Below are 13663 nucleotides of genomic sequence, written 5' to 3'. Positions count from 1 at the left end.
GGGAACGGGCCACCCCCCGTCCCGCTCCTCGTGGCCAGGGCCGCCGATCAGCCGGCCCAGGCCTCCACGCGGGTGTTCTTCGAGCCCTCGAGGATGAGCTTCACCGTCTCACCACGCTTGTAGGCGACGGTCGCGTAGTGCTTCTTGCCGTTGCAGCGGTGCTTCTTCGTGGTGGACTTGCCGGTGTCCAGGACCAGCACCTTCAGCTTGGCGTTGCCGCCGCCCCAGCAGGTGAAGACGCCGCGCGCCATGCTGGAGCCGCCCGGCAGCTTGTAGCCCTGGGAGACCCACTTCTTGTTGTGGCTCTTGAGGTAGTCACCGCTGATGTTGGCGTTCCACAGGTTCTTCCAGCCCGCCTTGGTGACGACGGGGCCCGGGGCCGCCTCCGCCGCGACGGGGGCCGGGGCGGTGGGCGTCGCGGCGATGGCCGGGGCGGCGCCCATGGCGAGGCCGCCACCGAGCATCACGGTCGCCGTGGACAGGGCGAGGCTCCTGCGCAGGTTCATGGTCGTGCTTCCCTCCGTTGGTGGGCCGGGGGCGGTGCCGCCCGGCGGTTGCGAGAACGACTTTTCCGCGTCAATCCGGGCCGGGCCAGAGCCGGCCGGAAGGAGGGGGCGGCGTGGGACGTCCCACGTTCCGACCTGCTGGGACGCGCCGTCCCACGCGGCGTCGGCGGGACGCCGCCGCTGTCCGGATCACGCCGGGGGACGCGGGGGACGGGAACTCTTGGCCTTCCCTGGATGTCACCGCGTGGTGGAGATAGGGGGAACAGCACATGGCTCGATGGAAGGAACTGCCGCCCGGCCTCGGGGAGCGCGAGCGGCAACTGCTCGTCCAGCTGCGCCGCTTGAAGGACCACAGCGGGCTCAGCCTCGCCGCGCTCGCCGGCCGGACCGGTTACAGCCGCTCCTCCTGGGAGCGGTATCTCAACGGGAAGAAGCCCGTGCCGCGCCAGGCCGTCGAGGAGCTGGCCCGGGTGTGCGGGGCCGATCCGACACGGCTGGTCGTGCTGCACGAGGTGGCGCTCGGCGACCGGGAGGCGCCGTCACCCGAAGGACGCGAGGCGGACGGCACCGGGGGTACGGCGAGCGCCCCCGCCGCGGTGGACCGCCGCGGCGGAGCGGCGGAGCACGGCACGCCGGAGGGCGGTCCGGACGCGCGCGCCGCCGGCCTGCCGGAGGGCCGGGCCGGCCACGGGGCAGCCGGCGGGGAGACCGCCGGCCGGGGGAAGACCGCCGACCGGGGGGAGACCGCCCACCGGAAGGTCGCCGACGGGGAGGTCTCCGACGGGGAGGTCTCCGACGGGAAGGCGGCCGTCGCGGAGGACCGGGACCTCGGCCGGTCCGGGCGGACGGCGCGCGTGATGCCGCTGGGACGCGGGCTCGTCGTGGTCGCGCTCGTCGCGGCCGCCGCCTTCGTCGGCGGTCTGCTGACCGCCGGCGCGTGGCGGGACAGCGGGCCCGCCATGGAGGGCGCGTCCGCGTCGGCGTCCGGCTACCGCCGGGGGCAGACGTACGACTGCGAGATCCGGCGGGAGAAGGGCGAGCTCCGGGCCGGGCACAGCACCACGCGGGAGATGCTCCTGGACACCAACAGCACGGGCTTCGACGTGGTGGAGACACAGTGCCTGCTGCGGGAGCACGGCGTCGACCCGCAGGCGACGGACGGCCTGTACGACGAGCGGACCAAGGAGGCCGTCAAGCGGTTCCAGAAGGAACGAGGGCTCGTCGTCGACGGCATCGTGGGCCCCGACACCTGGAGGGAGCTGCGGCGGTGAGCGCGGGCACCGGGATCGCCACCGAATGCAGCCGGCTCGCCGCCGCGCTGCGCGAGCTGCGGGAGGCCACGGGCCTGAGCCTCGCCGCACTCGCCGCCCGCACGCCGTACAGCAAGTCCTCCTGGGAGCGGTACCTCAACGGAAAGGCGCCGGTGCCGCGCCAGGCCGTGGAGGCGCTGTGCGCGATGGTCGGGGAGCCGCCCGGGCGGCTGCTGGCGCTGTGGGAACTGGCCGACGCCGCCTGGAGCGGCCGGGCCGCGCCCCCGGAGCCCGCCGAGCCATCCCAGCCGGTCGAGCCGGTCGGCCCGGCCGGCCGCCGACCGGACCTGGGCCCGGGGCCGGGCGGGGCGGCGGCACCCCGGGGCGCCGGGGAGGTACGGCTCCGCCCGTCGCCCCGGCGCCCGCGGCGGTGGGCCGCCGTGGCGACGGGCGTCGTGGCGGCCGGCATCGCGCTCGGTCTCGGCGGCCTGAGCGGCCCGGGACCGCTGGTCCTGCCCCGCGGGGACGGCACCCCGGCGTCGCCCGGGCCGAGCCCCCTGGAGTCCGGCATCCGCAACCCCGGCTGCGCCGGGGCCTCCTGCGAGGGCGAGGACCCGAAGGACATGGGGTGCGGCGGCACCGGGATGGTGTCCACCGTCGCGGCCCGTACCGCCTCGGACGGGCAGCGCCTGGAGCTGCGGCGGGGCGAGGACTGCCGTGCGGTGTGGGTACGGGCCACCGGGCTCCGGGCGGGCGACGGCGTGGAGCTGACGATGCCGGGCGGCCGGACCCAGCGGATCGTCGCGACCGGCCCCCGGGCCGCCGAAGGGTACCTCGCCACCCCGATGGCGGCGGCCGACGCCCCGGGGACGGCCGGCGCGCGGGTCTGCCTCCTGCCCGCGCGCGGTGACCGGGAGTGCTTCGGCTGAGGCGGCCCCCGAGTGCGCCACGCGCGGTGACGCCCTCGCGCCGGGGGCGCGTCAGCGGCGCGAGGCGCGGTCAGCGGCGCGCGGCGCGGTCAGCGGCGCGCGGCGCGCTCCTTGCGGGCCGACATCCACGCGTACACCGGCACGCCCGCGAAGAGGAACAGCACGCCCTGGTAGACGGCCGCGTAGCCGGAGCCGGCGACCAGCCACAGGGAGAAGCCGAAAGCGAGGGCGGCGAGGAGCGCGTCGCGGACGAGGCGGCCGCGGTGGACGCGGTCGGTCTGTCCGGAGGCGAGGAAGTGGATCTGCGCGGCCGTGGACAGCAGGTAGGGGACGGTCGCGGTGAAGGTGGTGACGAGGACCAGGACCTCGAAGACGCCGTCGGAACCGGCCGTGTAGTTGTACACGGTCAGCAGCGAGGCGAGGACGACGGTGACGAGGACGCCGACGGTCGGCACGCCGCGCTTCTTGCGGGCGAAGGCCGTCGGGAAGAGCCCGTCCCGGGCGGCGGCGTACGGCGTCTGGGCGCTCAGCAGCGTCCAGCCGTTCAGCGCGCCGACCATCGAGACCAGCGCCATGCACGCCACCGCGGTGCCGCCCCAGGAGCCGCCGAACATGGTGTTGACGGCGTCGGAGAAGGGGGCGTCGGAGGCGACGAGCTTGTCGTGGGCGACGGTGCCGAAGACGGAGAGGGTGCCGAGCAGGTAGAGCGCGGCGGCGCCGAGCGTGCCGAGGATGGTGGCGCGGCCGACGTTGCGCTCGGGGTCGCGGACCTCGCCGGCGCTGACGGCGGCCGACTCGACGCCGAGGTAGCTGAAGAGCAGGATCGCGGCGGAGGCGGAGATCGCGCCGAGGGCGCCGGAGTCGCCGCCCTGGAAGGGGCCGAGGTTGCCGGAGTCGAAGAAGAACAGCCCGCCGACGGCGACGAGGAGCAGCGGCACGAACTTCAGCACGGTGGCGACGAGCTGGACGGCGCCGACGTATCGCGTCCCGGCCAGGTTGGCGAGGGCGGGCAGCCACTGGAGGCAGAGGGCCGCCGCGATGGTCGCGGCCGTGGAGTGGTCGACGGGGATCAGGACGTCGAGGTAGCCGACGGCGGCGACGGCGAGTGCCGCGTTGGAGACCCAGGTGGTGATCCAGTACGACCAGGCGGCGAGGAACCCGGCGAAGTCGCCGAAGGCCTCGCGGGCGTAGACGTAGGGGCCGCCGGTGCGGGGGTGGCGCCGGGCGAGGCGGCCGAAGACGAGCGCGAGGGCGATCGCGCCGACGGTGAGGACGGCGAAGGCGACCAGGCTGATGGTGCCGTACGGGGCGACGGACGCGGGGAGGAGGAAGATCCCGCCGCCGATGATGTTGCCCATGACCAGCGCGGTGGCGATCGGGAGACCGAAGCGCCGGGCGTGCTTGTTCTCGCCCGTGCCCGGCTGGTGGTCGGGGTGGTGCTGGTCGCGAGGGTGCTGGGGTGGGGTGAGGACCGTGGCCATGGGGGGTGCGGTGCGCCTTTCTCCGTATAAACCTCAGATATGGTCGAGGAGGGAGGGCGTCGCTCCAAATCACCCGTTTTTGTCCGGCGCGAGACCATCCGGAACCGGAAAAACTTCTTCCGCTTGCGGCCGTGGCGGCATTTCCTGCACGGCCCGTACGGTCTCTCCCGTCCCCCCGAGCCCCTGCGACTCGCGCAGCCAGCGGCGCAGCACCCGGTGCACCTGCTCCGCGCCCACCAGATCGCCGCCCTCCTCCACCGGCGCCGACAGCGTCAGCGGGGACAGCAGGAACGGCCGCGCCTGCTCACCGCCGAGCCCGCCGTGGGAGCCGATCTGCTCCTCGAAGGCGTGCACCTCGCCCGTCGACGGCTCGTACGTCGAGTTGACCATGATGTCCGCGGCGTGCGGGAACGAGTCCGTACGCCGGACGGCGTCGGCCGCGCCGGGGCCGAAGACGGCGAGCGGGCCGGCGTCGCCGTCGGCGAGTTCGTCGACCGGCACCTCGCGGCCGTCCGGGCCGATCACCACCGAGCCGTGCTTCTCGCTGCGTACCAGCACGAAACCGATACCGGGGTGGCGGGCCAGGGTGGGCAGCAGGGCGGGGTGGCGGCGGTCGATCTCCTCGCGCGACAGGCGGTAGGGCACGTCCGGGAAGGAGATGAGCCCGAGGTTCCCGGAGGCGAGCACCACCGGGTCCGAGCCGCGCGGCGGACGGACCTCGGCCGGCTCCTCCACCGGGCGGTGCAGGGCGCTGCGCAGCGCGCCGCGCGCCTCCGCGCCGGTCTGCGTGCGCCGGGCGCGGCGCGGGACGGGCAGCCCGCACGCGACGCGGACCAGGTCCTTCAGCGTCAGCCCGTACCGGCTCCGGAAGGTCTCGCCGGGGCTCTGGCCGTGGTCGGAGAGGAGCACGATCCGGTACGGGCGCGGCGCGTGCTCGGCGACCTCGGCGATGAGCGCGAGGGACCGGTCCAGCCGCTGGAGCACCTTGGCGGCGTCGCGGCTGTACGGCCCCGAGTGGTGGGCGACCTCGTCGTAGGCGACGAGGTCGGCGTAGACGGCGGGGCGGCCGGCGAGCACGTCGCCCATGACCGCCGCGACGACGACGTCCCGTTCGACGACGGTGGCGAAGGCGCGGATGAAGGGGTAGAGCCCGCCGCGGCGGACCCGCGGTGTCTCGCGGCGGAGGCGGGCCCGGGTGGACTGGCCGATCTCGCGCCCCACCTCGGCGACGAAGGAGACGGCGGTGCGGACGGCGTTGGCCGGGTCGCTGAAGTACGCGAAGTAGCCCGCCCTGGAGCGGTTTCCGCGGCCCCGGCGCGCCGTGACCGAGAGGACCAGGGCGAGTTGGCCGGCGCCTCCGCCGAAGAGGTTGCCGCGGCTCGCGCCGCCCCCGGCCAGCAGCCCGGGGTCACCGGTGCGCGCGACGGCGCGGCGCTGGAGTTCGGCGGCGCTGGCGGGCCGGTTGCTCACCATCAGCTGGCCGGTGTCCTTCTCGTACCAGCGGAAGGCGGGGACGTCGTGGTTGGAGCCGTGCAGCAGGGCGAGCTGGCTGGCGCCCGTCTGGCTGGACCAGTCGGTGCGCCACGGGGTGAGGCGGTGGCCGGCGCCCGGGCCGTGGAGCCAGGACGCCACGGTCGGCATCAGACCGTCCTCGGTCGCGCGCAGCAGGAGGTCGTGGCCGACGCCGTCCAGTTGCAGGAAGACCACGCCCGGCGCGGACGCGTCGGGCCCGCGTGCGGAGCGGGGGCGGCGGCGGTCGGTGAGCCGGTAGAGCCTGCGGCGGTAGGCGTCGTCGTCGTGTACGGCGACGGCGGTGGAGGTCGCGGAGGCGACGGCGGACATCACGGCGGCGACCACGACGGCGTTCTCCGGGTCGGCCTGGCCGCGGCCGTCGGGGATCAGCCGGAGCGCGACGAGCAGCAGGGAGCCGTTGAGGAAGAAGACGAGCAGCCCGAGGACGAGGGCCGGGACGAGCAGCAGGGCGCGTACGACCAGGGGCCACACGAGCGCGCTCAGCAGACCGAAGGCCCCGGCGCCCCAGGCGGCGGTGACGGCGGTCCGGGTGATGGTGTCGCCGTCGTCGGACTGCAGCCGGAAGTCGGGGAGCAGCGCGGCGAGCGCCAGCATGGTGAGGCTCGACACCGCCCAGACCGCGACGACCCGCAGCACGGCGCTGCCGGTCCTCCGCCATCGCCTCTCCGCCACGCCGCCAGCCTTCCGCCGAGCCTGGCTCCAGCGTGGCACACGGAACGTCGACGCCGTCCGTGGAACGTGGTCAGCGGCCGTCGTAGCCGGCGGTCGGCATGGAGAGCCTGCGGTGCACGTGGGCCTTCATGGCCGCGTCGTACGCCGGCTCGTCGAGCCCGGCCGTCTCCAGGCGCACGCCACGGCGTTCGCACTCCGCGGAGAAGGCCCGCGCCGAGGTGACGGCCCGCTCCAGCACCCGCTCGTTGGGGGCGACGAACAGGTCCACGGCGCCCGCCTCGATGTCGGCCCACAGCATCCGGTGGTCGGGGCGCAGCCCGTAGAGCAGCAGCTGCCGGCTGACGACATAGCCCTGGTCGGCGGCCCACCGCTCGCACATCGCGTGCTGGCTGCGGGTGTCCACCAGGAACGGGTCGCGCTCGAGCTCCTCGAGCGGCGTCAGGCTGGCGATCGCCGCCACGCGTACGTCCTCCATGGGCCGACCCTACTCCGATCGGCTCCGCGTGAGGAGGCGCGGAACTACGCTCTAGGAAGCGTAGTTCCGCTGAGCGGGCACGGGCGACGAGGAGGGTGGCGGGCCGGTGGAGGTCACCTGGTGGGGTCATGCCACCTGCACGGTCGAGGACTCCGGAGTGCGGGTGCTCACCGATCCGCTCTTCGCGCGCCGGCTGGCCCATCTGCGCCGGCGGCGGGGCGCGTTGCCGCCGCCCGAGGCCGCGCGCGCCCACGCGGTGGTGGTCTCGCACCTGCACGGCGACCACCTGCACCTGCCGTCGCTGGCCCGGCTCGCACCGGGCACCTCGCTGATCGTGCCGCGCGGCGCGACCCGCTCCGTACCGGGGCTGCGCAGGCTGGACGGGCTGCGGATCACCGAGGTGGGTCCCGGTGACGAGGTGGCGGTGGAGCACCTGGTCGTACGGGCGGTGCCGGCGCTGCACGACGGGCGGCGGCTGCCGGTGGGGCCGCACCGCTCCCCCGCGCTCGGGTACGTGGTGACCGGTGAGGCGCGCACGTACTTCGCCGGGGACACCGGGCTGTTCGACGGGATGGCGGACGCGGTGGGCGAGGTGGACGTGGCGCTGCTGCCGGTCGGCGGCTGGGGGCCCTACCTGGGCCACGGGCACCTGGACGCGCGGCGGGCCGCGCAGGTGCTCGCCGCGCTGGGTCCGCGCGCGGCGGTGCCGGTGCACTACGGCACGTACTGGCCGATCGGGATGGACGCGGTCCGGCCGCACGAGTTCCACGCGCCGGGCGACGAGTTCGTACGGCACGCGGCGCGGCTCGCACCGGGGGTGGCGGTGCACCGGCTGGGGCACGGCGAGCGCGTACGGCCGGAGGTCCGGCCGTGATCGCCGTGCTGGGTGCCGGGTGGGGGGCCGAGTGGGGGCCGGGGCTGGCGGCGGGGCTGCCGCCGGAGCCGACGCAGCAGGCGATCGGCTATCCGTCGCTGTTCCTGCTGGTGGCGCTGGGGGCGCTGGTCCCGGTGGTGCCGACGGGGGCGCTCGTCAGTTCGGCGACCGTGGTGGCGATCCACCAGACCGCGCCGTTCTCGCTGGCGGCCGTGTTCGCGCTGGCGGCCGGCGCGGCGTTCACCGGGGACGTGGCGCTGTACTGGCTGGGCCAGCGGGGCGTGCGCTCGAAGAACGGCTCGCGGCTGCTGGGAGCGCTGAGCGACCGGGCGGCGCCGGACCGGCTCGAACAGGCCCGGGCCAAGCTGCGCACCCACGGGGTGTCGGTGCTGGTGCTGTCCCGGCTCCTCCCGGCGGGCCGGATTCCGGTGATGCTGGCGTGCCTGCTCTCCGGGATGCGGCTGGGAGGGTTCGTGCGCGGCGACATCCCGGCGTGCCTGGCGTGGGCGGCGACCTACCAGCTGATCGGCGTGCTGGGCGGTTCGCTGTTCGCCCGCCCCTGGGAGGGCGTGGCGGCCGCGGTGGGCCTGGCGCTGCTGATCAGCGCGGTGCCGGGGATCTGGCGGCGGCTACGACGCCAACATCCGTGACCCGCCGACCGGCAGGTCCCAGAGCCGGTCGCGGGGCAGGCCGGCGGCGGCCCAGGCGGCGTGCAGGCGGGTGAGGGGTTCCAGGACCGGCTCGGAGGAGAGGACGAAGGTGGCCCAGTGCATGGGCGCCATCACCCGGGCCCCGAGGTCCTGGAAGGCCTGGACCGCCTCCTCCGGGTCGGTGTGGACGTCGCGGAGCCACCAGCGCGGGGCGTAGGCGCCGATGGGGAGGAGCGCCAGGTCGATGCCGGGGTGGCGGCGGCCGATCTCCGCGAACCAGTGGCCGTAACCGGTGTCGCCCGCGAAGTAGACGCGCCGGCCGGTGGGGTCGGTCAGCACCCAGCCGCCCCACAGGGAGCGGCAGGTGTCGGTGAGGGTGCGCTTGGACCAGTGGTGGGACGGTACGAAGTCGAAGCGGACCCCGCCCAGTTCGGCCGCCTCCCACCAGTCGAGCTCGGTGACGCGGGTGAAGCGGCGGCGGCGGAACCAGCGGCCGAGCCCCGCGGGGACGAAGACCGGTGTGTCGCGCGGCAGGCGCTTGAGGGTGGGGGCGTCGAGGTGGTCGTAGTGGTTGTGGCTGATGACGACGGCGTCGACGGGCGGCAGGTCCTCCCAGCGCACGCCGACGGGGGTGATGCGGGCGGGGGTGCCGAGGATGCGGCGGGACCAGACGGGGTCGGTGAGCACGGTGAGGCCGCCGACGCGGACGATCCAGCTGGCGTGGCCGGCCCAGGTGACGGCGACGGTGCCGACGTCGGCGGCGGGCAGCGGTTCGGGGGCGTACGGCAGCTTGGGGATGTCGCGCAGTCCGTCGGGGCCGGGCCGGACGGCGCCCTCCCTGGCCAGCCTGGCCATGGCGCGTACGCCCGGGAGGGGCGCGGTGAGGCGGTCGGCGAAGGATCTCGGCCAGGAGCGCAGCTCACCGAGCGGGCGGAGGGCGCCGCCCGCCACGGAGCCCGCCCGGCCGGCCGGGGCCGCCGGGGCCGGTCGCACGGTGGCCGTCGCGGCCGTCGCGGCGGGCATCGCCGTCGTGGCGGTCGAGGGGGACGTGGGTGACGTCTGTTCCGTCATCTGCGCGCTCCGTTCACCGTGGTCCTTGAAGATCGTGGAAAGCGGCTGCGAACGTCTCCAACGCTCGCGCGACATGCGGCAGTTCCAGTGGCCGCTGCGCCGTGAGGGCCTCCATGCGCTCCTCCGCCGTGGCCCCGAGGAGCGGCCCGGTCGACAGCCGTACGCGCAATGCGCCCAGCTCGTCGCCGAACCGGTGGCCGCCGGGAGCGGGCGCGCCCAGCCGGCCGGTGAGGTACTCCTCCAGCTCCATCGAGTCGGTGACGCCCCGCTCGGTGAGGCGTCCGCGCAGCGGCCCGAGGTCGGCGTAGAAGTGGCGCCCGGCCTGCGGCGGCAGGGCGAGCGCTCCGGCGGTCAGGACGGCGCGGTGCGCGGCGGCGGCCACGCGCGCGTGGAGCGCGGCCGCGGCGGCCGCCCGGGAGGTGACCGGTTCCGGCTCGCCGAGCGCGTGGGCGGCGGCCGCGGCGACGGGCCCCGCCACATGGGCGCCGAGCGCCGTGAGCAGGTCGAGGACGCGGGCGCGGCGGGCGGCGCCGGCCGGGGTGGGCGGGAAGCGGGCGATCGCGGTGGGCCAGGCCGGCGGGGTCAGGGCGCCGGCGAGGTCGCAGAGGACGGTGACGTCCTCGGGGCACATCTCGGCGGGGCTGACCAGCACGGTGTCGTGCGGCCGGTGCAGGGTGTCGCGCCAGGTCTCGTCGCTGACGATGTGCAGGCCCTCGCCGACCGCCGCCTCGCACGTCTCGCGCACCAGCTCGGGCGGCGGGACGGTGGCGGTCGGGTCGTCGGCCACGCACAGCAGCAGCAGCGCCGGGTGGCCGCCTTCGGCGCGCACCCGCCGCACGGTCTCCAGGAGGGCGTACGGGTCGGGTACGCCGCCGCATTCGGCGGGCGTGGGCACGGTGTACGCGGGTCTGCCGAGGAGCCGGGCCTGCGGGGCCCAGCCGGCGGGGCAGGGCCGGGGCAGCAGGACGTCGCCGCCGTGCGCGGCAATGAGCGCGGCGAGCAGCGGCTGCGCACCGGGGGCGGCGGCCAGGTCCTCGGGGTGGCAGCGCAGTCCGCGCCGCCACCAGTAGCCGCAGGCCGCGTCGCGCAGGACAGGGCCGCCGCCGGGCGGTTCGGCCTCGGTGCGGTCGGCGGCCGCGGCGAAGACGGCGACGAGTTCGGCGACCGTCGGCAGGCCGGCTTCGGGCGCCCCGGGCGCGTACCGCACGGGTCCCCGCCCCTCGGGGAGCGAGGGGGCCTCGGGGCCGTCCGCTGCCGGTTGCCGCATGCCTCTCTCCGCCCTGGCGTCCCTGCCGATGTCGGTGCTGTTGGTGTGGGGGACCCTGCCCGTGCCCGGAGCCCGCTATCCGTCCCCAAAGCCTTTTATACGGATGTTCCCGGCAAGTCGCCGCTCCGCGTGGGGGCGGTCTTCGCCGGCCCCAGCCGGGCGAGTTCCTTCTCCAGGCCGCGGCCCCGGGTGCGGACGACACCGGCGGCGACGTCCGCGAGCTTGCGGTTGGTGAGCTGGGAGATCCGGCGCAGCACGGTGTGGGCCTCGGCGGCGTCGCAGCCGAGGACGTGCATCACGATGCCGCCGGCCTGGTCGATGACGGGGCGGGAGCGCAGCGCGGTGGACAGCTGGCCGACCTCGGTGAGGGCGGCGCGGTAGCGGCGGTCGCGGGCGAGGCCCGCGGTGATCTCCTCGCCGAGGATGGCGGCGGGTCCGTGGGCGGCGTCCTCCAGGGAGCCGGCCCGGAAGCCGTAGAGGTTCAGGGTCATGTCGATGCCGGCCCGGTGGAACGGGAGGGTGACGCTGGCCCGGACGCCGGAGCCGAGGGCCATGGCCCGGTAGTCGGGCCAGCGGTCGTCGGTGAGGAGGTCCTCGGCGTCGACGGGTTCGCCGGTGTCGAGCGCTGTGTGGATGGGTCCGTCGCCGGAGTCGAGCTGGACGGCGACGAGGGCCGCCAGGTCCGGATGGGTGGCGGCGGTGCGGCGCTCGGACTCGCCGTCGCTGAGGGTGGCGACGGCCCCGCAGCACGCCGGGACCGACCGTACGCACTGCTCGGTGAGTTTCTGCAGCCTGCGGACGGTGGAGGCCGGTTCCGGGCCTTCGTACTCACGCTCGGGCAGCATCGCGGTCCTCCTTCCTCCGTGCGGTTGCCCCGCGCCCGCCGCGCGAAACGGGACCGCCGCCGCGGCCCGCCGCACGGCCACGGCGGTTACGGTGCTCCTATGACGGAGACCGACGCGTTCGGCGATGACCTCGCGGATTTCGTGCGCCGGGTCGGTGAGCTCCGCACCGCGCGGGCGCTTCCGGCCGACGAGCAGCAGGGCGTGCTGGACGCCGCCCTCTTCGAACTCCAGCATGCGGCAGAGTCGCTCTGGCCGCGCTACGAGCGGCTGGCGGCGCGGGCCCCGGACGGCACGACGGCCGACCGGCACGAGCGGCAGCTGCTGAAGACGCTGTTCCAGCGGTTGCCGCTGCCGGTGGTGCTGGTCGACCGCGACACGGTGGTACGGCGCATGAACTTCGCCGCGACCGGCCTGACCGGGGTGCGCGCCGGTTACGCCACCGGTCGGCCGCTCGCCGGGCTGCTGGTCTCCGCCGACCGGGCTCCGTTCCGTACGTCGGCGGCGGCCGCCGCGCGCGGGGAGGGCGGCCGCAGTCTGAGCGTGCGGCTGCAGGAGCGGCCGCACGATCCGGTGCGGGCCACGCTCGTCTCGCTGCCGCTGCCGGGCGAGCCGCAGTCGGCGGTGGTCGTGGTGCTCCAGCCGGGCGTGTCCGGGGCTGCCTCCCCGGTGGGGTTGGACGCGGGCGCCGTGGGGCGGCGGCTGATGCCGCCGGACCTCGCGGTGACGACGCAGCGCGCCGAGATGCTGGACCTGGTCGACGCGATGGCGAGCGCCCTGCTGGGCGGCCCGCCGGGGGACGCGGACGCGGCCGTGGAGGCGGCGGGGCGCGTGCTGCACGGGCGGTTCGCCGACTGGGTGGTGATCGACACCGCGGACTCCGACGAAGCCTCCGTCCGGCGGCCGGTGCTGCGTCGCACCGTCGTACTGGGCCCGCCGTCCCCGGATGACGTCTCCGGGGACGGCGGGCCGCTGCTGAAGGCGGTGGCGGAGCAGGAGCCGGCGGTCTGCCCCCTGGTGGTGGAGGCGGCCCGCGGCGGGGGCCCGGCGCTCCAGGTGCGGCCCGAGGACGCCCGCGCGTTCGGCGAGGACGCCTCGGGCGCCGCGGTCCTGGCGCGGGCCGGGGTGAGCTCGCTGCTGTGCCTGCCGCTGCCCGGCGACGGGCCGGGCGGCGGCGTGGCGGGGGTGCTGACGCTCTTCCGCACGGGGGCGCGGCGCGCGTTCTCGATGGCCGAGGCGCAGGCGGCGGACGTGATGTCCCGCCATGTGGCGCTGGCTATGCGGCGACGTCCCGCATGATGTCCTCCCGCAACCGGGTGCAGCAGCGGCTGATCAGCCGGGACACGTGCATCTGGGAGATGCCGAGGTCCTCGGCGATCCTGCTCTGGGTCATGTCGCGGAAGAACCGCATGTAGAGGATCTTCTGTTCGCGTTCGGGCAGCGTGCGCAGCCGCGGTTTGACCGATTCGCGGTCCACCACGACGTCGAGGGCCGGATCGGGGCCGCCGAGCGCGTCGACGAGGGTGTAGCCGTCCTCGGTGCCGGGCAGCTCGGCGTCGAGTGACAGCGCGGTGAAGCTGTCCAGCGCCTCCAGTCCGGCCATGGCCTCTTCCTCGGTCATGCCGGCCTTCTCGGCGATCTCCGCCACGGTGGGGGCGCGGCCCCCCACCGAGTGCGAGAGCTCCTGGTAGGCGGCGCGGACGCGGCCCCGCAGGTCCTGGACGCGGCGCGGCACGTGGAGGGTCCACATGTGGTCGCGGAAGTGGCGCTTGATCTCGCCGGTGATGGTCGGCACGGCGAAGCTCTCGAAGGCGGCGCCGCGCGAGGGGTCGTACCGGTCGACGGCCTTGACCAGGCCGAGGGCGGCGACCTGCTTGAGGTCCTCCAGTGACTCGCCGCGGTTGCGGAAGCGGCCGGCGAGCCGGTCCGCCATGGGCAGCCAGGCGCGCACGATGTCCTGCCGGACGGCTTCCCTCTCCTCCCCCTCCGGCAGCGAGGCCAGGCGCTGGAACGCCTCGGCGGTGTCGGGGGCGTCGTCGTGCGGATGCTTCGTGTGGGCGAGGGTAGGCATGATGCTTTTCAGCTCCCTGTACGGTGCTGACGGTTGGTGTCA

At 75.6% G+C, this 13663-nt stretch carries 13 protein-coding genes; 5 read left to right on the top strand and 8 right to left on the bottom strand.

Translation table 11 applies throughout. The annotated features are described in order from the left end of the window. Positions 1 to 47 precede the first annotated feature (47 nt). Entirely contained in the window at positions 48 to 506 is a 459-nt protein-coding gene (locus tag AC07FJ_RS05410) for a hypothetical protein (protein ID WP_468283857.1), read from the bottom strand. Positions 507 to 775: 269 nt separating this feature from the next. Here AC07FJ_RS05410 and AC07FJ_RS05405 point away from each other — a divergent pair, with 269 nt between their 5' ends. Together AC07FJ_RS05405 and AC07FJ_RS05400 are read left to right on the top strand one after the other, a co-directional pair. After that, the gene (locus AC07FJ_RS05405) at positions 776 to 1777 is read left to right on the top strand and encodes a helix-turn-helix domain-containing protein (protein ID WP_479045509.1); all 1002 of its coding nucleotides are present in this window, start codon (positions 776 to 778) and stop codon (positions 1775 to 1777) included. Continuing rightward, entirely contained in the window at positions 1774 to 2685 is a 912-nt protein-coding gene (locus AC07FJ_RS05400; RefSeq protein WP_479045507.1) for a helix-turn-helix domain-containing protein, read from the top strand. Before AC07FJ_RS05405 ends, AC07FJ_RS05400 begins: the two co-directional genes overlap by 4 nt. A gap of 89 nt (positions 2686 to 2774) precedes the next feature. Here the strand turns inward: AC07FJ_RS05400 and AC07FJ_RS05395 are convergent, their stop codons facing one another. The 3 genes from AC07FJ_RS05395 to AC07FJ_RS05385 all read right to left on the bottom strand — a co-directional run bounded on the left by AC07FJ_RS05395 (position 2775) and on the right by AC07FJ_RS05385 (position 6846). After that, complete coding sequence (locus AC07FJ_RS05395; protein WP_479045505.1) at positions 2775 to 4166, bottom strand: amino acid permease; 1392 nt, start codon at positions 4164 to 4166, stop codon at positions 2775 to 2777. A gap of 69 nt (positions 4167 to 4235) precedes the next feature. Next, positions 4236 to 6371 carry a phage holin family protein gene (locus AC07FJ_RS05390; protein ID WP_479045502.1) on the bottom strand — a complete coding sequence of 712 codons (2136 nt, stop codon included), beginning with the start codon at positions 6369 to 6371 and terminating at the stop codon, positions 4236 to 4238. Between the two features lie 70 nt (positions 6372 to 6441). Beyond that, positions 6442 to 6846: a hypothetical protein gene (locus AC07FJ_RS05385; protein ID WP_479045501.1), complete on the bottom strand. Its 405-nt coding sequence runs from the start codon at positions 6844 to 6846 to the stop codon at positions 6442 to 6444. Positions 6847 to 6952: 106 nt separating this feature from the next. Between AC07FJ_RS05385 and AC07FJ_RS05380 the strand changes: the two genes are divergently transcribed. Then, a complete protein-coding gene (locus AC07FJ_RS05380) occupies positions 6953 to 7720 on the top strand; it encodes an MBL fold metallo-hydrolase (RefSeq protein ID WP_479045500.1) in 768 nt (255 codons plus the stop codon). Then, entirely contained in the window at positions 7717 to 8370 is a 654-nt protein-coding gene (locus AC07FJ_RS05375; RefSeq protein WP_479045497.1) for a DedA family protein, read from the top strand. Before AC07FJ_RS05380 ends, AC07FJ_RS05375 begins: the two co-directional genes overlap by 4 nt. On the opposite strand, the gene AC07FJ_RS05370 is transcribed toward AC07FJ_RS05375, so the two are convergent. The 3 genes from AC07FJ_RS05370 to AC07FJ_RS05360 form a co-directional block, all read right to left on the bottom strand. Next, positions 8350 to 9441 (bottom strand): MBL fold metallo-hydrolase, encoded by a 1092-nt coding sequence (locus AC07FJ_RS05370; RefSeq protein ID WP_479045495.1) that lies wholly within the window; start codon positions 9439 to 9441, stop codon positions 8350 to 8352. The genes AC07FJ_RS05375 and AC07FJ_RS05370 overlap by 21 nt on opposite strands. Positions 9442 to 9454: 13 nt before the next feature. Beyond that, entirely contained in the window at positions 9455 to 10708 is a 1254-nt protein-coding gene (locus AC07FJ_RS05365) for an aminotransferase class I/II-fold pyridoxal phosphate-dependent enzyme (RefSeq protein ID WP_479045492.1), read from the bottom strand. Between the two features lie 95 nt (positions 10709 to 10803). Continuing rightward, complete coding sequence (locus AC07FJ_RS05360; protein ID WP_361415701.1) at positions 10804 to 11553, bottom strand: ANTAR domain-containing response regulator; 750 nt, start codon at positions 11551 to 11553, stop codon at positions 10804 to 10806. 99 nt (positions 11554 to 11652) lie between these two features. Between AC07FJ_RS05360 and AC07FJ_RS05355 the strand changes: the two genes are divergently transcribed. Continuing rightward, entirely contained in the window at positions 11653 to 12849 is a 1197-nt protein-coding gene (locus AC07FJ_RS05355; protein ID WP_479045489.1) for a PAS domain-containing protein, read from the top strand. On the opposite strand, the gene AC07FJ_RS05350 is transcribed toward AC07FJ_RS05355, so the two are convergent. Beyond that, positions 12827 to 13621, bottom strand: a complete 795-nt coding sequence (locus AC07FJ_RS05350; RefSeq protein WP_355367782.1) for an RNA polymerase sigma factor SigF — start codon at positions 13619 to 13621, stop codon at positions 12827 to 12829. The genes AC07FJ_RS05355 and AC07FJ_RS05350 overlap by 23 nt on opposite strands. Positions 13622 to 13663 lie beyond the last annotated feature (42 nt).

Source organism: Streptomyces sp. NPDC045998, assembly GCF_056430285.1.
The sequence above is the reverse complement of the archived record's forward strand: the minus strand, read 5'-3'. Positions and strand labels throughout refer to the sequence as shown.

Coding starts and splice junctions, on each gene's coding strand:
- AC07FJ_RS05410 (WP_468283857.1), bottom strand. CDS start 506: ATGAACCTGCGCAGGAGCCTCGCCCTGTCCACGGCGACCGTGATGCTC.
- AC07FJ_RS05405 (WP_479045509.1), top strand. CDS start 776: ATGGCTCGATGGAAGGAACTGCCGCCCGGCCTCGGGGAGCGCGAGCGG.
- AC07FJ_RS05395 (WP_479045505.1), bottom strand. CDS start 4,166: ATGGCCACGGTCCTCACCCCACCCCAGCACCCTCGCGACCAGCACCAC.
- AC07FJ_RS05385 (WP_479045501.1), bottom strand. CDS start 6,846: ATGGAGGACGTACGCGTGGCGGCGATCGCCAGCCTGACGCCGCTCGAG.
- AC07FJ_RS05370 (WP_479045495.1), bottom strand. CDS start 9,441: ATGACGGAACAGACGTCACCCACGTCCCCCTCGACCGCCACGACGGCG.
- AC07FJ_RS05365 (WP_479045492.1), bottom strand. CDS start 10,708: ATGCGGCAACCGGCAGCGGACGGCCCCGAGGCCCCCTCGCTCCCCGAG.
- AC07FJ_RS05360 (WP_361415701.1), bottom strand. CDS start 11,553: ATGCTGCCCGAGCGTGAGTACGAAGGCCCGGAACCGGCCTCCACCGTC.
- AC07FJ_RS05355 (WP_479045489.1), top strand. CDS start 11,653: ATGACGGAGACCGACGCGTTCGGCGATGACCTCGCGGATTTCGTGCGC.
- AC07FJ_RS05350 (WP_355367782.1), bottom strand. CDS start 13,621: ATGCCTACCCTCGCCCACACGAAGCATCCGCACGACGACGCCCCCGAC.